Raw genomic sequence first — 20,449 nt, forward strand, 5'->3', positions numbered from 1 at the left:
GGCTGCGCCGCGGGAGCCGGAGGAACCACCGGAGCGGGCTGCTCGACGGGGGCCTGTTCGACCGGAACCTGCTGCTCAGCCCGGACTTGCTCGACCGGCGCCGGGGCTGGTGCTGGTTCCGGTGCAGGCTCCGGAGTCGGCTCGGCCGGGGCCTGCTGCTCGACGGCCTGCTCCACCGGACGCTCCGCAACCGGTTCGGCCGGGGCTGCGTCCAGGTGCACGCGGTGCGCCGCGGCCAGCGCTTCGCGGTGGTACTCCGGCAGTTCGGCACCGCTGTCGAAGACCTCGACCGAGCAGTTCAACCCAGCTCGGCGCAAGGCCTCGAGCAGCTGGTACGCCACGGCCGGAGTCGATCCGCCGGAACCGACCTCGGCGAGCAGGACCCGGCGCGGCACCGCGCCGTAGCTCACGCCGGCCGGGGTCGTCCGGGCCGTGCACCACAGGCCGCGCAGGCCCTGGAGACGGGCCGTGACCGGGGCCAGCGCGGCGGCGAGGCTCGCGTCGACATCGCCCGGGTCGCCGAAGCGGTGTTCCCCGGTCGTCGCCCCGTCCACCGCGTTCAGCCGGTCGGCGAGCCCCGGTGCGGAGCGGGTCTCCTCCAGGACGCGGCGCAGCTGGTGCTGCTCGGTGGTGTCGACCGGGATGCGCCCGGCGATCAGGCAGCCGGTGAGGTACGCCGCCGCGGCGCCCGGGAGTCCGGTGCCCAGCAGTTCGCGGGCCGAGTTGATCCCGTCGTCGTCCACCCGCCCGGCCATGGCGAGCAAGAGGTCGTGCAGCCGCTCCGCCGGACCGGCTCCCTCAGCCACGTGCACCACGTTGCCTCCTTCGGATGTCCGCTCAGCCACGACGACCGGCGAGTTCTTCGGCACCCGCGCAGACCAGCGCCGATTGGGCGAGCGCCGCGCGGTGGTAGGCGGTCGGTTCGTGCTCCGGTGGGAGCACTTCGACCCGGGGCTCGGATTCACCGAGGGCGCGCAGGACGCGCTGGACCTCCCCGGTGAGGCCGACGGGATCGGCGGAGGCGGTCACCAGCAGCACCAGCTTGGCGGCGGTGCCCGCGCCGGAGCTGCGCCAGCTGCTGCGCACTTCCCGGACTCCGGCCCGGCCGCGCAGCGTGGCGCCGAGCACGAGCAGCGCGGAGTCGGCGACCGGGTCGCCGGGGCTCTCGGGGCTGAACGCGTGCTGCGGGAGCGCGTCGGGGTCCGCGGGGAGGACCGCGTTGACCATCGCGGGGTCGGCTCCCAGCGGGAGCAGGGCTTCGGCCAGCAGCCGGTGTTCGTCGTCCTCGAGTCCGACCCGTTCGCGCACGAGCGTGCCCGGGAGCACTTGCGCGATCACTTCCGCCGCGTCACCGGCGAGCCAGTCGCGGAAGCGCCACAGGTGCCGGTCGGGCAACCGGTCGGCGAGTCGAAGCAGCAATTCGTGGCACAAGTCGTTCTCGCGCACCGCCAACGTCGGCCCCTCCCAGCCTCGTCCACGTCGATGCGGGTGTCGCCCGCCGCCCCCCGGCTCCAGTTACACCCGTCCAGGTGAACCTTGGTCGCCTCGGCGAGATCACACAAGCCCTTGAACGACCGTTTCGCAACACACTGGATTCAATCGCCCCCTGATCGGGCTAACCGGTTCCGGCGAACCCAGTCACGGGATGATCGCAGCGTACTGGTCGATGCGGCGAGTTCGCGGCCCAGCCGCCGAAAAACCGGCGCGGATCACCCGACGTGTTCCGAAGAAAACGCGGCGTCACCCGAAATGGGCGACGCCGCGCATTCGATCCGGAAGGTCTCATTCGACCTCGACGACGATCTCCACCTCGACCGGGACGCCGAGCGGGAGCTCCGCCACGCCCACCGCGGAGCGGGCGTGCTTGCCGGCCTCGCCGAAGATCTCGCCGAGCACCTCGGACGCGCCGTTGACCACGGCGGGCTGCCCGGTGAAGCCCTCGGCCGAGGCGACGAACCCGACGACCTTGACGACCCGGACGATCGAGTCCAGCCCGACCAGCGCGTCCACCGCGGCGAGCGCGTTCAGCGCGCAGATCCTGGCGCACTGCTTGGCGTCGTCGCCGCTGATCTCCCCGCCGACCTTGCCTGTCGCGGCGACCTCGCCCTTGACCACCGGCACCTGGCCGGCGGTGAAGACCAGCGAGCCGCTGCGCACCGCGGGCACGTAGTCCGCGACGGGTGCCACCACGTCGGGCAGCGGAATGCCCAGCTCAGCCAGGCGGTCGGTCCAGCGCCCCATCTCAGGCCTCCTTCGGCCGCTTGAGGTAGGCCACCATCTGCTCGCCGGTCGGGCCGGGCAGCACGGAGACCAGCTCCCAGCCGTCCTCGCCCCACTGGTCGAGGATCTGCTTGGTCGCGTGGATCAACAGCGGAACAGTCGCGTACTCCCACTTCTGCATGCGGGCAGCTTAGGAGACGCGCCCCGGAGGGCGCGGCCGCGGAGGCGTCCCGCGATCCTCGAACGCCGTGATCGGAACGGGGCTCGTCGAGCGACCCGGAGACATTTCACCGACCCGGGACCTACTCTGATCGCGTGACCGACTGGAACGGGGAGCTGAACCAGGCCCGATTGCACGTGGTCAGCGGCAAGGGCGGCACCGGCAAGACCACCGTCGCGGCCGCGCTCGCCCTGGCCCTGGCGACCGGCGGTCACAAGGTGCTGCTGATCGAGGTCGAGGGCCGCCAGGGCATCGCCCAGCTCTTCGACACCGCGCCGCTGCCCTACTCCGAGGAGTGGATCGCCGCAGCTCCCGGCGGCGGCGAGCTCCGCGCGCTGGCCATCGACGCCGAGGCTGCGCTGCTGGAGTACCTGTCGATGTTCTACAACCTCGGCTTCGCCGGGCGCACGCTGCGCAAGATGGGGGCCATCGAGTTCGCCACCACCCTCGCGCCGGGACTCCGCGACGTGCTGTTCACCGGGAAGATCAAGGAGTGCGTCGGCCGCACCGACGAGCGCGGCCGCCACGTCTACGACGCGGTGGTGGTCGACGCGCCGCCGACCGGGCGGGTGGTCAAGTTCCTCGACGTCACCCGGGCCATGGCCGACCTGGCCAAGGTCGGGCCGATCCGCGATCACAGCGACGGCGTGGTGCGGCTGGTCCACTCCAGCGACACCGTCGTGCACCTGGTGACGCTGCTGGAAGAGCTGCCGGTGCGCGAAACCCTGGAGGCGGTCGCCGAGCTCGACGGCGCCGACCTGCGCCCCGGCGGAGTGCTGTGCAACCGGGTCCGCCCCAACCGGATCCCCGACGGTTCCGTCGCGGACACCGCCGAGGGCCGGGTCGACGCCGACGAGGTGCGGGCCGGGCTGAAGGCCGCCGGGCTGAACCTGGCGGACGACGAGCTCGACGGGCTGGTGCACGAGACGATCGAGCACGCGATCCGGGTGAGCACCGAGCAGAGCGCTCGCCGCCAGCTCGAGGAGACCGACCTGCCCACCGTCGCGCTGCCCGACCTGACCGCCGGGATCGACGTCGCCGAGCTCTACGAACTGGCCGAGATACTCACCGAACACGGCATCCGGAGCCCCCGATGAGCGAACCGATGCGGCCCTCGCAGGTCGACGTCGACGCCCTGCTGGACGACCCGAGCACCCACGTCATCGTCTGCTGCGGATCCGGCGGCGTCGGCAAGACGACGACCGCGGCGGCGCTGGCGGTGCGCGCGGCCGAGCGCGGCCGCAAGACCGCGGTGCTCACCATCGACCCGGCGCGGCGGCTCGCCCAGGCCCTCGGCCTGCGGGAACTCGGCAACCAGCCGAAGCAGGTGGTGGTGGAGGGCTTCGACCCGGCCGGGGACCTCAACGCGATGATGCTGGACATGCGCCGCACCTTCGACGACATGGTGCTCGCGCACGCCGGGCAGGAACGCGCCGAGCAGATCCTGAACAACCCCTTCTACCAAACGATCTCCACGTCCTTCTCCGGCACGCAGGAGTACATGGCGATGGAGAAGCTGGGGCAGCTGTCGGCGTCCGGCCAGTGGGACCTGATCGTGGTGGACACCCCGCCGAGCCGGTCGGCGCTGGACTTCCTGGACGCGCCGCAGCGGCTGTCCACCGTGCTGGACGGGCGGCTGATCAAGATGCTGTCCAGTCCGGCGCGGGTCGGCGGCAAAGGACTGCGCAAGATCGTCGGGGCCGGGTTCGGGATCTTCGCGAAGGCGGTCTCGACGATCATCGGCGGGCAGCTGCTGGCCGACGCGGCAAGGTTCGTGCAGGCCTTCGACTCGACCTTCGGCGGGTTCCGGGAGCGCGCCGAGCAGACCTACCGGCTGCTGCGCTCCCCCGGCACGGCGTTCCTGGTGGTCGCAGCCCCCGAACCGGACGCGCTGCGGGAGGCCAGCTACTTCGTGGAACGCCTGGCGGGCGAGCAGATGCCGCTGGTCGGGCTGGTCGCCAACCGGACGCACCCGGTGTTCGCCGGGCTGGCCGGGGCGCGCGCGACGGCGGTCGCCGAAGAGGTCGAGTCGGACGGTTCGGCGCCGATGGCTTCCGCCGCGCTGCGTGTGCACGCCGATCGCGTGGCCATCGCCGAACGGGAGAAGCGGTTGTTGGCCCGGTTCACCCGAGCTCACCCGGACGTGGCGCTGGTCGGAGTTCCGGCACTTCCGTCCGATGTGCACGATTTGGCGGGCCTGCGGGAGATAGGCCGCAGGCTCGCGGGTGAATAACAGGTTTCGGGCCGGACAATCCGCGGTGGAATTGCCCGGCCCGACCCGAATGAACTAGCTCACCTGGTACTCGTCGAAATCGACGTATTGCTGCCGAGCCGCTTCCAGCAATTCACGCCAGTTGCGGACATCGGGACGACGACGCAGCAGCGCACGGCGCTCCCGCTCCGTCATTCCACCCCACACGCCGAATTCGATCTTGTTGTCGAGAGCCTCGCTCAGGCACTCGGTGCGGACCGGGCAGCCGAAGCACACCATTCGCGCTTTGCGCTGCTCCGCACCGCGAACGAACAATTGGTCCGGATTCTGGTCACGGCAAGCGGCGGTTACCCGCCAGTCCCCCTGCTCGAACATATGAGTTCCCCCAGCTCCTCACTGGATCGTCGGCGACCGTATTTCGTCCGGAGCCCCCCGGCACCGGATGCTGCGGCGGTACGCGTCTTCCGCAGCAGTGCTGTCGCTGGACGTAGACGGACTGTAGAGCCCCTCGGTTCCACAACCAACCAAGGGTTGTCGCTCCGTTATCTTTCGAACTCATCACATCGGGCGGACTTCTCCCGTGACACTCCGTCACGAACGGGTTCCGATTTAGGCTGGCGCAGTGCGTGTCCGGGACGGCTTGTTGAAGCTTTTCGGTCTGTGTGTGCTGGCCGGCGTACTGGTCGCCGGATTGTTGTTCCCGATAACGGGGTCACTCGGCGTGGTCTCCAACCGGGCCAGCGATGCGGTGAACAGCATCTCGGCGGACCTGATGACCAAGGAACCTCCGCTTGTGACGACGGTCACAGACAAGGACGGGAGGCCGATCTCCTACCTGTTCGACCAGGACCGGACCCCGGCCGCCCCGGACCAGATCGCCGACACCATGAAGGCCGCGATCGTGGCCATCGAGGACCGGCGGTTCTTCGACCACCAGGGCGTCGACTGGGCGGGCACGCTGCGCGCCGCGATGACCAACCAGGTCTCCGGCGGCATCTCCCAGGGCGGTTCCACGCTCACCCAGCAGTACGTGAAGAACTACCTGGTGCACGTGGTCGCCGGCGGCGACCCGGTCAAGCAGCACAAGGCCATCGAGCAGACCCCGGCGCGCAAGCTGCGCGAGATGCGGATCGCCCTCCAGCTGGAGAAGCAGCTGTCCAAGGAGGAGATCCTCACCCGGTACCTCAACGTGGTGCCCTACGGGAACCAGGCGTACGGCATCTCCGCGGCCTCCCGCACCTACTTCGGCACCACCCCGGACCAGCTGACCATCGCGCAGGCCGCGCTGCTGGCGGGCATGGTGAACAGCCCCAGCGCGCTGAACCCGGAGAACAACCCCGACGAGGCGCTCAACCGGCGCAACCTGGTGATCAAGGCGATGGAGGACCAGCAGCGGATCACCCCGGAGGCCGCCGACGAGGCGCGCAACTCGCCGCTCGGCCTGGTCCAGCCGCTGCAGAGCATCCCCAACGGCTGCGTCGGCGCCGGCCCGGCCGACGGGTTCTTCTGCAAGTACGTCATCGACTACCTCGAACGCGCCGGGTTCACCGAGGAGCAGCTCCGGACCGGCGGCTACACGATCCGCACCACACTGGACGAGAAGGCCACCACCGCCGCCAAGGCCGCCGCCGAGAAGGGCGTGCCGAAGACGACCAAGGGCATCGCCAACGTGATGAGCGTGGTCGAACCCGGCAAGGAGAAGCACCGGGTGCGCGCGCTGGTCGCCAACCGGGACTTCGGCCTCGACGCCTCGCAGGGGCAGACCGCGTACGCGCTGCCCAGCGGGGTGATCAAGTTCGGTGCCGGGTCGGTCTACAAGGTGTTCACCTCGGCCGCCGCGATGGAGAAGGGGATGGGCATCTACAACACCATCCAAGCTCCGGGCAGCTACACCTCGTCGGTCTACAAGAACGGCACCGCGCCCTACACGGTGGGCAACGCCGAAGGCGTGTCACCGGGCCCGCGGACCCTGCAGAAGGCCCTGGCGACCTCGCCGAACACCGCGTTCGTCGCGCTGGAGGAGCGCGCCGGGCTGGACCAGACGGTGGACATGGCGGTGCGGCTCGGCATGCGGCAGACGCTGCAGAACTACACCGCCTCCGGTGATCCGCTCGGGGCGAACGGTTCCAGCGGCGTCTCGCAGGCCGACTTCGTCAAGCAGCACAACATCGGTGCGTTCACCCTCGGGTACGCGCCGACCAGCCCGCTGGAGATCAGCAACGTCGGCGCGACGATCATGAGCGGCGGCACCTGGTGCCCGCCGACGCCGATCGAGCAGATCCTGGACCGCAACGGCAACCCGGTGTCGATCACCGAGGACCCGTGCGAGCAGGTCGTCGACGAGCCGCTGGCGAACGCGCTGGCGGTCGGCATGAGCCAGGACGACAAGCCCGGCGGCACGGCGGCCGCGGCGGCGTCCGGAGCGCACTGGACCCGTCCGCTGGCGAGCAAGACCGGGACCACCGAGTCGTACCAGTCCGCCGGGTTCCTCGGCGCCACCCCGCAGTACTCCGGGGCGGTGCTGACCTTCAGCGACGGCACCTCGCCGCAGGGCATCTGCGACACCGATCCGCCGCGGCTCTGCGGGGTCAACGGCGGCAACATCTACGGCGGCAAGGTCCCGGCGCGGACCTGGTTCGACGCGATGAACGTCATCCACGAGGGCCTGCCGGTCGCGCAGCTGCCGCCGACCATCGAGCGCTACGAGAACGGCGGCGACGAGTTCCAGGTGCCCAACGTCGTCGGCATGACCTCGGACCGGGCCACCGACGCGCTGCAGAAGGCGGGCTACAAGGTCCAGGAGCGTTCGGTGAACAGCGCGCGCAAGCAGGGCCTGGTGGTCAGCCAGACGCCGCGCGGCTTCGCGCTGCCGGGCGAGACCGTGACGCTGTCGGTGAGCACGGGCTACGTCCCGCCGCCCTCGCCGGAGAAGCCACCGCCCCAGCCGACGGCGCCCGGGCCACCACCGGAGCAGCCGCCGGCGCCACCACCGGAGCAACCGAATCCACCCAACTCGCCGGACAACTTCCCACCGTGACCGACCAGTGCGGGCGTCTCCAGACCGGAGGCGCCCGCACTGCCGTCTCCACCCCCGTGGGCAACTCCCGCAAATTCCATTGAAATCGGAGGTCCGATTTCAATGGAATTTTGACCGCGGTCTAGGCACCGCCGCGCGGAACGCGCCTGGGGAACCTCGTCGGGATTGCGTGGGGCGGTGCCGGGGATGGGGTCTTGGTGGGGGTTCCTAGACTCGGTCGTGTGACGAACACGCAGGTGAGCACCAGGCGCGCACGATCTCGGTACCGGTTGCTGGAGGTGCGGTCCGCGGAGCGGATCACGCCGCGGATGGTGCGGGTCGTGCTCGGCGGGGAGGAGCTCGCCGACTTCGTCAGCAACGGCAGCGACCAGCGGATCAAGCTGTGCCTGGCGCAGCCCGGCCAGCCGATGCCGCTGGGTCGGACCCGCGCCGAGGTGTTCGCGCTGCCCCGCGAGCAGCAGCCCCGGCAGCGCACCTACACGGTCCGCTCGTTCGACGCGGAGCGGCAGGAGCTGTCGATCGACTTCGTGGTGCACGACCACGACGGCCCGGGCAGCGCGTGGGCAGCGCAGGCGACGCCGGGCGAGCAGATCGTGACGGTCGGCCCGAGCCCCGCGTACCAGCCGCAGGCCGACGCGGACCCGCTGGTGCTGGTCGGCGACGAAACGGCGCTGCCCGCGATGTCGGCGATCCTGGAGGAGCTGCCCGCCGAGGCGAAGGTGCAGGTCTTCGCCGAGGTCGCCGATGCCGCAGAAGAGCAGGAGATCGACTCGGCGGCCCAGGTGGAGTGGCACTGGCTGCACCGCGACGGCACTCCGGCCGAGGACAGCACGCTGCTCGTCGACGCGGTCCGCGCGGCCGAGCTAGGCCCGAACCCGCACGTCTGGATCGGCGCGGAAGCCGAGATCGTCCACCAACTCCGGGAGCACTGCCAGCGCGAGCTCGGCCTGGAACGCCGCCGCCTCTACGCCCTTGCCTACTGGCGCCGGAACACCGCCGACGACTGACCACTACCCGCGCCCCGAGGCCGTGAGCGCGAACGGCGGCAACAACCACCATCCCCGCTCACGACCTGCACCTCGGACCACAGTTTCAATTGAAACTGCGATCCGCCGTGGGGTGGGTTTTGCAGTTTCAATTGAAACTGTGGTTCTGTACCAGCGAGACGGAACTGGAACAGCGGGCGGCGGTCAGCCGGCGAGTTCGGTCAGCTGGCGAGTTCGGTCTTGACGAGGGCTGCGACCTTGCCGCCTTCTGCGCGGCCCGCGACCTTCGCGTTGGCCGCCTTCATGACCTGGCCCATCTGCTTCATGCCCGGGCGCTCGCCCAGTTCCGCCTCGACCTCGCCGACGGCGTCCTTGACCAGCTGCGCCAGCTCGTCGTCGCCCAGCGGCTTCGGCAGGTAGCGGCGGATGATCTCCGCCTCGCCGAGCTCGGCTTCGGCCTGCTCCGCGCGCCCGGCACCGCCGAACGCCTCGGCCGCCTCCTCGCGCTTCTTGGCCTCCTTGCTCAGCACGCGCTGCACCTCTTCGTCGGTGAGCTCGCGCGCCTGCTTGCCGGCCACCTCCTCCTTGCCGACGGCGGCCAGCACCATCCGCAGCACTCCGGTGACGACGGTGTCGCGTTGCTTCATCGCGGCGGAGAGGTCCGCCCGCAGCTTGTCCTTGAGCTCGGCCATGTGTCGATTATCCCGCCGCGCGGATGGGCCGGGCACGCGGTCCGCCGTGTCGACGTAGGGTTGGTGGGGTGAACAAGTTCGGGCGATTTCTGCTCAGCGCGGGCGCTCTCGGCGCCGCGACGGTCACCTACTCGGCAGCGATCGAGCGGCGGCACTGGACGCTGCGGCAGGTCTCGCTGCCGGTGCTCGACGAGGGCACTGCCCCGCTGCGGGTGCTGCACATCTCCGACCTGCACATGACGCCGAACCAGCGGTCCAAGCAGCGGTGGGTGTCCGAGCTGGTGGACCTCGACCCGGATCTGGTGGTCAACACCGGCGACAACCTCGCGCACCCGCAGGCGGTGCCTGCGGCGCTGCGCGCGATGGGTCCGCTGCTGGACCGGCCGGGCATCTTCGTCTTCGGCAGCAACGACTACTACGGGCCGACCGCGAAGAACCCGGCCCGCTACCTGCTGCCGTCGTCGAAGACCAAGCGCATCCACGGCGATCCCCTGCCGTGGCGCGACCTGCGCGCGGCGATGGCCGAGCGCGGCTGGCTGGACGCGACGCACCGGCGCCACGAGATCGAGGTCGCCGGGGTCCGGATCCACATCGCCGGCCTGGACGACCCGCACCTGCACGCCGACCGCTACGACCTGATCGCCGGAGCACCGCCGGAAGGCGTGCAGCTGCGCCTCGGCGTGACGCACTCCCCCGAGCCGCGCGTGCTGGACAGCTTCGCCGAGGACGGCTACGACCTGGTGCTGGCCGGGCACACGCACGGCGGTCAGCTGCGGCTGCCGGGTTACGGCGCGCTGGTGACCAACTGCGATCTCGACCGTCCCCGGGCGCGCGGCGCGTCCACCTGGGGCGAGCGGATGCACCTGCACGTCTCGGCGGGGCTGGGCACGTCGCCGTACGCGCCGGTGCGGTTCGCCTGCCCGCCGGAGGCGACTTTGCTGACCCTGCTGCCCCGCTCTGAAAAGTCGGCTTCTACCAGCGAAAACATCAATAAGGGGACCCCGTTCGGGACGGGTGAGAGCGTCCGGTAAAGTACTCTTCAGCGGTTGGGGCGAGCACCCGAGATGCTCCTCCGCTGAAGTATCGGGGTGTGGCGCAGCTTGGGAGCGCGCTTCGTTCGGGTCGAAGAGGTCGTGGGTTCAAATCCCGCCACCCCGACGTAGAGAAGGGCCTTGGCCGGTTTTCCGGCCAAGGCCCTTCTCATGTTCCTAGGTCCCGGATATCCAGTCACGGGCCGCTTTTCGCACGGCGGGCGGGTCGAACCGGTCCGCCAGCCAGGTCGTCGAGCGCATCGCACCGCGGTCGCGGTAGGCGCGCATGATCTGCACGTGATCGCGGCGGCCCACGAAGCGCCGCAGGTCCGCTTCGCCGCGCCACACCGAGACCGCGCCCGCTCGCGGGTGCAACCGGCCGAGCTCCAGCCACAGCCACACCCCGACCGCGCCCTCGAGGTCTGGCCAGATCCTGCGCAGGACGGTTCCGCGGACGCACACACCGAGCGCGGTCCACAGCCGGCGCGGCGTGAACTCGGTGACGCTCACGACGACGGGATCACCGCCGGCCGCCGAAGCCCTCGCGGGGCCGGACTTCCAGCGCGCGAACCAGATGTCGGTCATGGCGTCTCTCCTCGCAAACAAACAGCACGGTCGGTCGTGCTTCTTTATAGCGAGTTGACCGCACGGTCGTCCACCTTTTCTCGCTAGACTCGGGTGCCAAGCGCAGGAGAGGTGGACGACGTGGCAGACCGGCGGATCGAGCGCGGCAACCAGACCCGTCAGCTGGTCCTCCGCCGCGCTGTGGACCTGGCCTCCGTCGAGGGCCTCGACGGGCTGTCCCTCGGGCGTCTCGCGAACGAGCTCGAGCTCAGCAAGAGCGGGGTGTTCGCGCTGTTCGGGTCCAAAGAGGACCTCCAGCTCGCCACCATCGCCGCAGCCACCGGGATTTTCGTCGAGCACGTCGTCGAGCCCGCCCGCAGCGCGCCACCGGGCATCGACCGCCTGCGGCGCACCTGCGACAGCTGGCTGACCTACTCCCGGGAGCGGGTCTTCCCCGGCGGCTGCTTCTTCTACGCCGCCTCGGCCGAGTTCGACGCCCGCAGCGGCAAGGTCCACGACGCCCTGGTCACCGCCCGCTCCGACTGGCTGGGCCACCTCGAGCGGACCGCGCTGGAGGCGCAGCAGGCGGGCGGCGTGGTCCCCGACGCCGACATCGGGCAGCTGGTCTTCGAACTCGCCGCGTTCCTGGAGATGGCCAACGCCGAGTCCGTCCTGCACGACGAGTTCACCTGCTACGACAAGGCCGCCCGGGCCGTGCTGAACCGGCTGCGCGCCGTGGCCGTCGACCCGTCGGATCTGCCGGACCAGGCGTGATGGCGGTTTCCCGCCAGCTCCGGCGGTTCTCAGCGGCAACGATCGAGTCATGACCTTCCGCGTGCTGCCCATCGAACCCGACGTGCTGGATGAACTTCGCAAGTCCGATGACGCCGGGCGGGAACCCCAGATCCGCATCGAGGACGACGAGTACGGCCAGCCGCTGCGCTGCTGCTTGCAGCGGAGCAGGCCGGGCGAGCGGATCGCGCTGGTCTCCTACGCGCCGCTGCGGCGCTGGGCCCGGGACAACGACGCCGAACCGGGCGCGTACGAAGAGGTCGGGCCGGTCTTCATCCACGCCGAGGCCTGCGACGGACCGGAAGGCCCGGAGTGGCCGGAGCCGCTGCGCGGCGACCGCCGGGTTCTCCGCGCTTACAACGGCAACGGCGAGATCCTCGGCGGCAGCTTGCTCGACGGCAAGACCGCGCTCTCCGAGCGCACCGCCGATGACCTGCTGCTGGACCCCGAGGTCGCGCTGGTCCACGTGCGGGCCGTCGAGCACGGGTGCTTCCTGTTCGAAGTGCGGCGCTGAGCGCCTGTCGGCTCCGCAGGTCGAGGGCGCATCGGGCACTATCGGGGCGTGAGCACCTACCCCGAGGCGAAGATCCCCGAGAAGCTTTTCGACGACCCCGAGCGGGAGGCCCGGTGGCGGGCCCGCTTCAGCGCGCCGCGCGTGTCGCTGCCGGACTGGGCCCGCGACGCCCCGCAGCGCAGCCTGTACGTGTCGAACTTCAGCGGCACCTGGGAGCTCTACGCGTGGGACCGCGACGCGGACAAGCACCGCCAGGTGACCGACCGCCCGAACGGGACGTTCCACGGCACGCTGTCCGCGGACGGCGAGCAGATCTGGTGGTTCGACGACACCGACGGCGACGAGTTCGGCAGCTGGCGGGTGGAGCCGTTCGCCTCGGGCGAGGCGAAGCCCGCGCTGCCGGGCACGCACCCCGGCTACCCGGCCGGGCTGGAACTGGGCCGGTCGGTGATCGGCATGGGGATGTCCACCGATGACGGCGTGACGGTGTGGGTGGTGCGCGACGGCCGTCCGGAGGTGCTCTACGAGCACGAGCAGGACGGCGGGCTGTCCGCGATGTCCTGGGACGAGTCGATGCTGGTGATCTCGCACTCCGAGCACGGCGACAGCCGCCACCCGGCGCTGCGGGTGCTGCGCACCGACGGTTCCGAGGTCGGCGAGAAGTGGGACGGCCCCGGCAAGGGGCTGGACGCGCTGGAGTTCGCGCCGGTCACCGGTGACCCCCGGCTGCTGGTGCTGCACGAGCGCCGCGGCAAGGAGGAGCTGCTGATCTGGGACGTCGCGGCGGACACCGAGACCGAGATCGAGCTCGACCTGCCCGGCGAGGTCTCGGCGGACTGGTACCCGGACGGCAAGTCGCTGCTGATCGCGCACACCCACCACGCGCGGACCACCATGCACCGCTACGACCTGGCGGACAAGACGCTGACCGAGCTGGCCACGCCACCGGGCACTGTGGCGGGCGCGTCGGTGCGGCCGGACCACGCGGTGGAGTACGCGTGGTCGTCGGCGGCGACCCCGTCGCTGATCCGCACGGTTTCCGCGGACGGCGAGGACCAGGTCCTGCTGACCCCGCCCGGTGACCGGCCGCCGGGCTCGGAAGCCGTCAGCGACGTGTTCGTCGAGGTGCCGTACGGGCCGAACGACACCGTCCACGCGCTGGTCGCGCGCCCGGCCGGCGCCGGGGACGGGCCGATCCCGACGGTGTTCAACCTGCACGGCGGTCCGCACGCGGCCGACGAGGACCGGTTCTCCGCCTACCGCGCGGCCTGGCTGGACGCCGGGTTCGCGGTGGTGGAGATCAACTACCGGGGCTCCACCGGCTACGGCTCGCCCTGGCGCGACGCGATCGAGGGACGGCCGGGGCTGACCGAGCTCGAGGACGTCGCGCGGGTGCACGACTGGGCCGTCGAGGCCGGGTTGACGACCCCGTCGCTGAGCATCGTCGCCGGTGCGTCCTGGGGCGGGTACCTGACGCTGCTGGCGCTGGGCACGCAGCCGGAGCGGTGGGCCGGCGGTGTCGCCGGTGTTCCGGTGGCCGACTACGTCTCGGCCTACGCCGACGAGATGGAGCCGCTGCGGGCCTACGACCGCGCGCTGTTCGGCGGTGCGCCGGAGGACGTGCCGGAGGTGTACGAGAAGGCCTCGCCGATCACCTACGTGGACCAGGTGCGGGTGCCGACGCTGGTGCTGGCCGGGGACAACGACCCGCGCTGCCCGATCCAGCAGATCCTGAACTACCTGGACCGGTTGGGGCAGCGGGACATCCCGTTCGAGTTCTACCGCTACGACGCGGGCCACGGTTCGCTGGTGGTGGCGGAGACGCTGCGCCAGGTGGCGGCGGAGATCCACTTCGCCCGCCGCGCCGTCGGCCTGGGCTGATCACCCCGGTTCGGCAGGCCTCGCCCGGCGGGGTCTGCCGGGCCGGAGCTCACGGCTCCGGCCAGGGGATTTCTCCCACGCGGTGGGAGTTTCGGAGCCAGCTCAGCTCCCGCTCATGCTGCGGGTCGGCGTGGGTGGCGACGCCCTGGACCAGCGGGACGCGCACGTGCGCGGCGGGCCAGAACCAGTCGGCTCGGCGCACCACCATCCCCGCCAGCTGCACCTGGGACAGGACTTCCACGTTGAGGCTGCAGCGCCGGGTTCCCCGCAGCATCTCCTGCGCCTTGTCCTGGGCCTGTCCGACCACGCCGGGGGCTCGGGTGTGCTCGAGGAACAGGAACAGCCCGGCGGGGCGCAGGATGCGGCTGACCTCCCGCAGCACCGCGCGGGGTTCCTCCGCGCAGCACAGCGAGAAGCGGTCGACGACCGCGTCGAAGGTGTCGTCCGGGAACGGCAGCTGCTCCGGGGCGGCGTCGATCTGTTCCGTCCCGAGGTCACTGCGGGCGCGGCCGGCTTCCGCTGTCGCGCCGATCAGCACGAGCTGGCGGACGTGGCGGTAGCCGAGCAGGTCTTCCGGGGCGAACGCGCCCTCGTCGAGGACCCGACCGGCGGCTCTTCTGCCGGTCAGGGTGCGGAAGCGGTGGAGCATCTCCACCGGCGCGGGCACGTCCGCGCGCTTGTAGTGGCACTGGGCGCGCACCGCGTTGACCTGCGGTGCCATACCCGCAGAATGCGCGGCTCGCAGGCCTTCTACCAGGGGCTTCCGGCCCGATGGAGGTCCTGTTCCCGGTCGTCAGACCAGGTCGAGCCGGTACTCCAGCTCGTCGAGCTGCTGCCCCCACTGCCGGACCGGTTTCCGCTCGACGCAACGGAATCCGGCGTCGAGGTAGAGGTGCGCCGCGGCTTCCAGCTGACCGACCGTCCACAGCCGGACCTGCTTGAACTCCCGCTCCCGCGCGTGGTCGAGCAGGGCGCCGATCAGCTGCCTGCCGACGCCGGCACCTCGCACCTCGGGCGACACCAGGAACCACCGCAGCTGCGCGGTGCCCGCACCTTCGTCGGTGAGCCCGACGGTGCCGACGACCTCGCCGTCCCGCTCGGCGATCCACAGCCGACCCGGATCGGCGCCCGGTTCGTCGCGGGCTTCGCCGAGCGCTGCGGCGAAAGCGGCCAGGCCGCTGGCGACGTGCGCCTCGAAGCGTTCGTCGAAGCAGTGCTCGCGCGCGTAGAACCTGCCGTGCATGGCCAGGACGGTGCCCAGGTCGCCCGGTCTCGGACCGGTCCGGATGGTGATCTCGGAAGCCATGTCCCGCTCCTGTGGTGAAACAGTCGTTTCACTCGTAGGCTAGCAGTCCGACCGGGACCGGAACAGAGGGCGACGATGACCGAGCAGGACGAGGGACGCCGCGGCGAACTGCTCGTGAAGCTCCTGGACTACTCCGCCGCGCACGGCCTTTCGGAGACCTCGCTGCGCCCGCTCGCGGCAGCGGTCGGCTCCAGCCCGCGCATGCTGCTGTACTTCTTCGGGTCCAAGGAAGGCCTGGTCCGCGAAGTGCACCGCTACGCCCGCGACGTCCAGCTCCGGCTGCTCGCCGACACCCTCGCCGATTGCCGGGACCGGGCCGAAGCGCTGCGGGCGCTGTGGCGCTGGCTCAGCGACCCGGCGCACCACGACGTGACCCGGTTCTTCTTCGAGAGCTACGCGCGCTCGTTGCGCGGCGGCGCCTGGGAGGGCTTCGCCGAGGCCAGCGTCCGCGAATGGCTGCCGCCCCTCCAGCGCGCCCTCGGCGGCTCCGGAACCGACGCCACCCTGGTCCTGGCGGCGCTGCGCGGACTGGTCCTCGACCTGCTGGCCACCGGGGACGTGGAGCGCGCGGACGCCGCGTTCGAAGCGCTGCTGGCCACCATGTGAGATGGCCAGCAGATCGGAATATCTCGTTCCGCGCGGTTGTCGATGCCTGTCGTGAGCCATCTCTTCGAACCGATCAAGCTGCGCGACCTCGCCATCCGCAACCGCGCCTGGGTCTCGCCCATGTGCCAGTACTCCGCGACCGACGGCGTGCCGAACGACTGGCACCTGGTGCACCTCGGCCAGTTCGCCACCGGCGGCGCCGGGCTGATCATCGCCGAGGCGACCGCCGTGGTCCCGGAAGGCCGGATCAGCCCCGGTGACACCGGCCTGTGGAACGACGAGCAGGTCGCGGCCTGGCGCCGGATCAACGACTTCGCGCACGCGCAGGGCGCGGCGACGGGCGTGCAGCTCGCGCACGCCGGATTCAAGGCGTCCACCTCCGCGCCATGGGAGGGCGGGCAGACCGTTCCGGTCTCCGAGGGCGGTTGGGAGACGGTCAGCTCGACCGACAAGGCCTTCGGCAACCTCGCCGCGCCGCGCGCCCTGACCGAAGCCGAGGTCGCGGAGCTGCCCGCCCAGTTCGCGGCGGCCGCCCGCCGGGCCGAAGCGGCCGGGTTCGACGTGATCGAGCTGCACTTCGCGCACGGCTACCTGGCGCACCAGTTCTACTCGCCGCTGGTCAACGACCGCACCGACCGCTACGGCGGCGACTTCGACAACCGGGTGCGGGCGCTGCTGGAGATCACCGACGCGGTCCGCGAGGCGTGGCCGGCGGACCGGCCGCTGTTCGCGCGGATCTCGGCGACCGACTGGGTCGAGGGCGGCTGGACCGGCGAGGACTCGGTGCGGCTGTCCCGCCTGCTCGCCGAGCGCGGGGTCGACCTGGTGGACGCCTCGACCGGCGGCGCGGTGCCGAAGGCCGACATCCCGGTCAGCGCCGGCTACCAGGTGCGCTTCGCCCGCCAGGTGCGCGCCGAGGCGGACGTGCCGACCGCGGCGGTCGGCCTGATCACCTCGCCGGAGCAGGCGGAGGAGATCGTCGCTTCGGGCTCGGCGGACGCGGTCCTGCTCGGCCGCGAGCTGCTCCGCGACCCGCACTGGCCGCTCCGCGCGGCCGACCGGCTGCACGCGGACAACATCTGGCCGAAGCAGTACGAGCGCGCCCGCCGCATCTGATCACCCGAGGTAGGAGGTGCCTTCCGCCGACCCCACCGGCGGAAGGCACCTTTCCTCCACTGTGGACCTCCGGGGTCCAGCGGCCTGCGGTGACGCAAATTCAATGGAAATCGGAGGTCGAAATTCCATTGAATTCGCGGAAGCCGTCGACCGGGCGGGTGATCTGTCCACAGGTGTTGGACCTGCCCAATCGACACGTGGAGTTCAGGGAACGGGCTCGTTCGAAGTTGCCCCTGCGGTGTTCGATTCGCGTAGCCTCTTCCCAAGAACTCCTAGAACGTGAAGATGGGCATGCGTACAACACCAGTCACAGCCGCAGCTGCGTTGGCCGTCACCGGCTTCCTGCTCACCGGGTGCGGGACCAGCTCGGACCACGGCGCGCATCCAGGTGACGACGAACCGTTCGTCGGCCCATCGCTGGCCGCGTTCGACCCGTGCTCAGCGCTCTCCCAGAGCGATCTCCAGCACGTCGGAGTCACCGCGCCCGGGGAACCGGTCGACGAGAACGGCGAGGTCGGCTGCGACTTCCGGGGCGACGACGAGTACCTGCTGCGGATCTCCAAGGCGGAGCAGACCGACCTGGCGGCCTGGAAGGCCCAGCGCGGCGGCTTCAACGCCTTCCAGCCGAACCAGGTCGGCGCCCACCCCGGCATCAGCGCCGTGCCCAGCGGGGCGGAGTTCTCCTGGTGCCGCCAGATCGTCGGCGCCGGCGACGGCTCGGTCTCGGTGGAGATCAAGTACACCGCCGAGAACGGCCCGGCCGACGCCGAGACCTGCGACAAGGCCTTGCAGGTCGCCCAGGTCCTGGAGCCCAACCTGCCGTAGTGCCGCGGTCAGGACTTGATCTGCGCCTGCCACATCCAGCGGGACTTCTCCAGGTCTGCGGCGATCGCGATGAACAGGTCCTGGGTCACCAGGTCGGTCTTGTCCGACTCGTCGATGCGGACGCGCAGGCGGCCGACCAGTTCGCCCAGCGCATCGGTGATCGACTCGATGACCGACTTGTCGCTGCGCCAGTCCGGCTCGAACTTCGGCAACCCGGAGCCCGCGGCCACCGTCGCGGCCCGCCCGTCCGGTGAGACGCCGATGGCCGCGGCGCGTTCCGCGACGTCGTCGGCGAAGCCGCGCGCGGTGTCGACCAGTTCGTCGAGCTGCAGGTGCACGTCGCGGAAGAAGCGGCCGACGACGTTCCAGTGCGCCTGCTTGGCCACCAGGTGCAGGTCGATCAAGTCGAGCAGCGTCGCCTGCAGCAGTTTGCCGGTGACGTCTTGGTCCTGGTCGTTGAGCGGGCTGGTGATCGGAGACTTCTGGGCCATGATCGGTGCAACCTCCCCGGACGCGAGCTACTTCGCTCCGAGGGTCCTGCGCACCGAGCACCCCCGCATTTCGGAGCGCTCAGGAGCGGGTGGCGAAGTCGACGACCTGGTGGCCGATCGTGCGCAGGATTCCGGCGACCTTCTGATCAGCGCAGTCGCCGCCGGACTCGAAGTGCGTTTCGGCGGAGTTGACCGCGCCGCCGAGCGGGGTCGGCCAGCCGCGCAGCGCGTGCACCACGGAGCGCAGCGCCTGCAGCGTGGTGACCGTGGCCTGCCAGCCGTGGGCGATGCCGATGCAGCCGACCGCCCGGCCGTCCAGGTAGGGCCGCTCGTCGTCGCGCAGGTCCTCCGCATAGTCCAGGGCGTTCTTGATCAGACCGGAGACGGTTCCGTGGTAGCCGGGCGAGGCGAGGATGACGCCGTCGGCGCTGCGCAGCGCCTCCACCAGCTCCAGCGCGTTGTCGGTGCGCTCGGTGAGGTGCGGGTCGTAGAACGGCAGGGCCAGGCTGCTGCCGGTGATCGCGTGGACCTTGGCGCCGGCCTCCCTGGCCCCCGCCAGCGCGGCGTGCAGTGCGCGCTCGGACTGCGAGTCCGGTCGCACCGAGCCGCCGATTCCCACCACGGTCACCGTCATTGCACAGATCCTTCCACCCGCTCGCCGCGCCTGTCTCCCCCGTCGGACCTCGCCACGCTACGACTTCGAGTCGGGTCGAGGTCAAAGCCGCGAGCGGTGTCCTGGAACACACCTACTAGCGGGTAGCCTCTATCCCGCCCTGCTGCCTTCCCGGGGAGGTCCACGCCCATGCCCAACGTCCTCGACCAGGTGCGACCGATGCTGGAGGCCGCGGCGGTCCACGGCATCTTCGCCCTGCCCCGCCCCGTGCGTCGGCTCATCGCCGGGTCGCCCATCCGCCTGGACGACCAGGAGCTCGCCCTGGACGCCCAGCTGCTGCTCAAGCTGCAGAAGCTCAGCGGGCAGGAGAAGCTCTCGGCCCCCACGCCGGAGCTGGCCCGCGCCGCCATGCGCCGGGGGACCCGCATCAACTCGGCGCCGATCGACGGGGTGGTGGTCGCCGACCGGCAGATCCCGACCGAGCACGGCGACCTGGGTGCCCGGCTGTACCGGCCGCGGGAGCTCACCGGGATCAGCCCGCTGCTGGTGTTCTTCCACGGCGGCGGCTGGGTCATCGGCGACCTGGACAGCCACGACGACGTGTGCCGGTTCCTGGCCAAGCACGCCGACGTCCGGGTGCTGTCGGTCGACTACCGGCTCGCCCCCGAACACCGCTTCCCGGCCGCGCTGGACGACTGCCTCGACGCCTACCGCTACGCCGTCGACAACGCCGCCGAACTGGGCACCAGCAGCGACGCGATCGCGGTCGGCGGGGACAGCGCGGGCGGCAACATGGCGGCCGCGGTGTGCCAGATCGCCGCCCGGTCCGACCTGACCGACCCGGCGTTCCAGCTGCTGATCTACCCGGCGACGGACGCCACCACGAGCCGCCCGTCCCGGAAGCTGTTCCGGCGCGGCTTCCTGATCACCGAAGAGGACACGACCTGGTTCATGGACCACTACCAGCCCGACGAGAGCCTGCGCGACGACCCGCGCCTGTCGGTCCTGCTGACCGAGGACCTCAGCGGACTGCCCCCGGCCTGCGTGGTCACGGCCGGTTTCGACCCGCTGCGCGACGAGGGCGAGGCCTACGCGGCCCGGCTGGCCGAGGCGGGCGTGCCGGTGATCAGCCGCCGCTTCCCGGACCTGATCCACGGTTTCGTCAACCTCCGCGCCATCGGAACCCGCTTCCAGGAAGCCCTCTTCGAGATCGTCGGCTCCCTCCGAGCCGGCCTCTCCCTCCAGAAGCGCTGACGCACCCGTGAGTCTTTTTGGGTGGCAAGGCAGGCCAAAATAATAAAGGGAAAAAAAGGGCGGGGGCGAGGTCGTTGGTGTGTTGTTTG

23 protein-coding genes and 1 tRNA gene are annotated in these 20,449 nt (G+C 70.9%); 13 read left to right on the top strand and 11 right to left on the bottom strand.

Translation table 11 applies throughout. The features are described from left to right. The 4 genes from ABTZ89_RS17065 to sp36 all read right to left on the bottom strand — a co-directional run. The coding region (locus ABTZ89_RS17065; protein WP_351045536.1) for a hypothetical protein at positions 1–815 on the bottom strand (815 nt) is incomplete at its 3' end. A 22-nt stretch (positions 816–837) separates the two neighbouring features. Next, on the bottom strand, positions 838–1,452 hold the full coding sequence (locus tag ABTZ89_RS17070) for a hypothetical protein (RefSeq protein WP_270947440.1): 615 nt from the start codon (positions 1,450–1,452) through the stop codon (positions 838–840). Between the two features lie 330 nt (positions 1,453–1,782). Next, on the bottom strand, positions 1,783–2,241 hold the full coding sequence (locus tag ABTZ89_RS17075; protein ID WP_270947441.1) for a RidA family protein: 459 nt from the start codon (positions 2,239–2,241) through the stop codon (positions 1,783–1,785). Position 2,242: 1 nt separating this feature from the next. Further along, positions 2,243–2,401 carry a Sp36 family protein gene (gene sp36 / locus ABTZ89_RS17080; protein WP_093157991.1) on the bottom strand — a complete coding sequence of 53 codons (159 nt, stop codon included), beginning with the start codon at positions 2,399–2,401 and terminating at the stop codon, positions 2,243–2,245. Positions 2,402–2,535: 134 nt separating this feature from the next. On the opposite strand from sp36, the gene bagA reads away from it, so the two are divergent. Beyond that, complete coding sequence (gene bagA / locus ABTZ89_RS17085) at positions 2,536–3,537, top strand: ATPase BagA (protein ID WP_351045540.1); 1,002 nt, start codon at positions 2,536–2,538, stop codon at positions 3,535–3,537. Then, complete coding sequence (bagB, locus tag ABTZ89_RS17090; RefSeq protein WP_351045543.1) at positions 3,534–4,673, top strand: ATPase BagB; 1,140 nt, start codon at positions 3,534–3,536, stop codon at positions 4,671–4,673. The genes bagA and bagB overlap by 4 nt, the downstream gene beginning before the upstream one ends. A 54-nt stretch (positions 4,674–4,727) precedes the next feature. On the opposite strand, the gene ABTZ89_RS17095 is transcribed toward bagB, so the two are convergent. After that, complete coding sequence (locus ABTZ89_RS17095) at positions 4,728–5,027, bottom strand: WhiB family transcriptional regulator (RefSeq protein WP_270947444.1); 300 nt, start codon at positions 5,025–5,027, stop codon at positions 4,728–4,730. A 247-nt stretch (positions 5,028–5,274) separates the two neighbouring features. Here ABTZ89_RS17095 and ABTZ89_RS17100 point away from each other — a divergent pair, with 247 nt between their 5' ends. Both ABTZ89_RS17100 and ABTZ89_RS17105 read left to right on the top strand, forming a co-directional pair. Then, complete coding sequence (locus ABTZ89_RS17100) at positions 5,275–7,689, top strand: transglycosylase domain-containing protein (protein WP_351045547.1); 2,415 nt, start codon at positions 5,275–5,277, stop codon at positions 7,687–7,689. 221 nt (positions 7,690–7,910) lie between these two features. Next, positions 7,911–8,696 (top strand): siderophore-interacting protein, encoded by a 786-nt coding sequence (locus ABTZ89_RS17105; RefSeq protein WP_351045550.1) that lies wholly within the window; start codon positions 7,911–7,913, stop codon positions 8,694–8,696. 200 nt (positions 8,697–8,896) lie between these two features. Here the strand turns inward: ABTZ89_RS17105 and ABTZ89_RS17110 are convergent, their stop codons facing one another. Further along, positions 8,897–9,367 (bottom strand): GatB/YqeY domain-containing protein, encoded by a 471-nt coding sequence (locus ABTZ89_RS17110; RefSeq protein WP_270947447.1) that lies wholly within the window; start codon positions 9,365–9,367, stop codon positions 8,897–8,899. Between the two features lie 68 nt (positions 9,368–9,435). On the opposite strand from ABTZ89_RS17110, the gene ABTZ89_RS17115 reads away from it, so the two are divergent. Then, positions 9,436–10,398 (top strand): metallophosphoesterase, encoded by a 963-nt coding sequence (locus tag ABTZ89_RS17115; RefSeq protein ID WP_270947448.1) that lies wholly within the window; start codon positions 9,436–9,438, stop codon positions 10,396–10,398. Positions 10,399–10,451: 53 nt separating this feature from the next. Beyond that, positions 10,452–10,525 (top strand) — tRNA-Pro (locus tag ABTZ89_RS17120). Positions 10,526–10,575: 50 nt separating this feature from the next. Here ABTZ89_RS17120 and ABTZ89_RS17125 read toward each other — a convergent pair. After that, the gene (locus ABTZ89_RS17125) at positions 10,576–10,983 is read right to left on the bottom strand and encodes a hypothetical protein (RefSeq protein WP_351045555.1); all 408 of its coding nucleotides are present in this window, start codon (positions 10,981–10,983) and stop codon (positions 10,576–10,578) included. A gap of 111 nt (positions 10,984–11,094) precedes the next feature. On the opposite strand from ABTZ89_RS17125, the gene ABTZ89_RS17130 reads away from it, so the two are divergent. From ABTZ89_RS17130 to ABTZ89_RS17140, 3 genes are read left to right on the top strand one after another with little or no spacing between them, the layout of a single operon-like run. After that, a complete protein-coding gene (locus tag ABTZ89_RS17130) occupies positions 11,095–11,736 on the top strand; it encodes a TetR/AcrR family transcriptional regulator (RefSeq protein ID WP_351045558.1) in 642 nt (213 codons plus the stop codon). A gap of 49 nt (positions 11,737–11,785) precedes the next feature. Further along, positions 11,786–12,268 (top strand): DUF1203 domain-containing protein, encoded by a 483-nt coding sequence (locus ABTZ89_RS17135; RefSeq protein WP_351045561.1) that lies wholly within the window; start codon positions 11,786–11,788, stop codon positions 12,266–12,268. Between the two features lie 48 nt (positions 12,269–12,316). Continuing rightward, on the top strand, positions 12,317–14,149 hold the full coding sequence (locus ABTZ89_RS17140) for a S9 family peptidase (protein ID WP_270947452.1): 1,833 nt from the start codon (positions 12,317–12,319) through the stop codon (positions 14,147–14,149). 49 nt (positions 14,150–14,198) lie between these two features. On the opposite strand, the gene ABTZ89_RS17145 is transcribed toward ABTZ89_RS17140, so the two are convergent. Both ABTZ89_RS17145 and ABTZ89_RS17150 read right to left on the bottom strand, forming a co-directional pair. After that, a complete protein-coding gene (locus tag ABTZ89_RS17145) occupies positions 14,199–14,870 on the bottom strand; it encodes a class I SAM-dependent methyltransferase (protein ID WP_270947453.1) in 672 nt (223 codons plus the stop codon). A 72-nt stretch (positions 14,871–14,942) separates the two neighbouring features. Continuing rightward, complete coding sequence (locus tag ABTZ89_RS17150; RefSeq protein WP_270947454.1) at positions 14,943–15,455, bottom strand: GNAT family N-acetyltransferase; 513 nt, start codon at positions 15,453–15,455, stop codon at positions 14,943–14,945. Between the two features lie 75 nt (positions 15,456–15,530). On the opposite strand from ABTZ89_RS17150, the gene ABTZ89_RS17155 reads away from it, so the two are divergent. The 3 genes from ABTZ89_RS17155 (at position 15,531) to ABTZ89_RS17165 (ending at position 18,002) form a co-directional block, all read left to right on the top strand. Continuing rightward, positions 15,531–16,061, top strand: coding sequence for a TetR/AcrR family transcriptional regulator (locus tag ABTZ89_RS17155; protein WP_270947455.1), 531 nt, complete (start codon positions 15,531–15,533; stop codon positions 16,059–16,061). 42 nt (positions 16,062–16,103) lie between these two features. After that, positions 16,104–17,177: an NADH:flavin oxidoreductase/NADH oxidase gene (locus tag ABTZ89_RS17160; RefSeq protein ID WP_351045568.1), complete on the top strand. Its 1,074-nt coding sequence runs from the start codon at positions 16,104–16,106 to the stop codon at positions 17,175–17,177. Between the two features lie 291 nt (positions 17,178–17,468). Then, a complete protein-coding gene (locus ABTZ89_RS17165; RefSeq protein ID WP_351045571.1) occupies positions 17,469–18,002 on the top strand; it encodes a DUF3558 family protein in 534 nt (177 codons plus the stop codon). Positions 18,003–18,010: 8 nt separating this feature from the next. On the opposite strand, the gene ABTZ89_RS17170 is transcribed toward ABTZ89_RS17165, so the two are convergent. Continuing rightward, entirely contained in the window at positions 18,011–18,493 is a 483-nt protein-coding gene (locus tag ABTZ89_RS17170; RefSeq protein WP_270947459.1) for a Dps family protein, read from the bottom strand. Between the two features lie 79 nt (positions 18,494–18,572). Beyond that, positions 18,573–19,127, bottom strand: coding sequence for an NADPH-dependent FMN reductase (locus ABTZ89_RS17175; protein ID WP_270947460.1), 555 nt, complete (start codon positions 19,125–19,127; stop codon positions 18,573–18,575). A gap of 168 nt (positions 19,128–19,295) precedes the next feature. On the opposite strand from ABTZ89_RS17175, the gene ABTZ89_RS17180 reads away from it, so the two are divergent. Beyond that, a complete protein-coding gene (locus ABTZ89_RS17180; protein ID WP_270947461.1) occupies positions 19,296–20,360 on the top strand; it encodes an alpha/beta hydrolase in 1,065 nt (354 codons plus the stop codon). Positions 20,361–20,449: the final 89 nt, after the last annotated feature.

Origin of the sequence: Saccharopolyspora sp. NPDC002686, from assembly GCF_040295745.1 — a bacterium.
In the GTDB taxonomy this organism is placed as follows: Bacteria; Actinomycetota; Actinomycetes; order Mycobacteriales; family Pseudonocardiaceae; genus Saccharopolyspora; species Saccharopolyspora oryzae.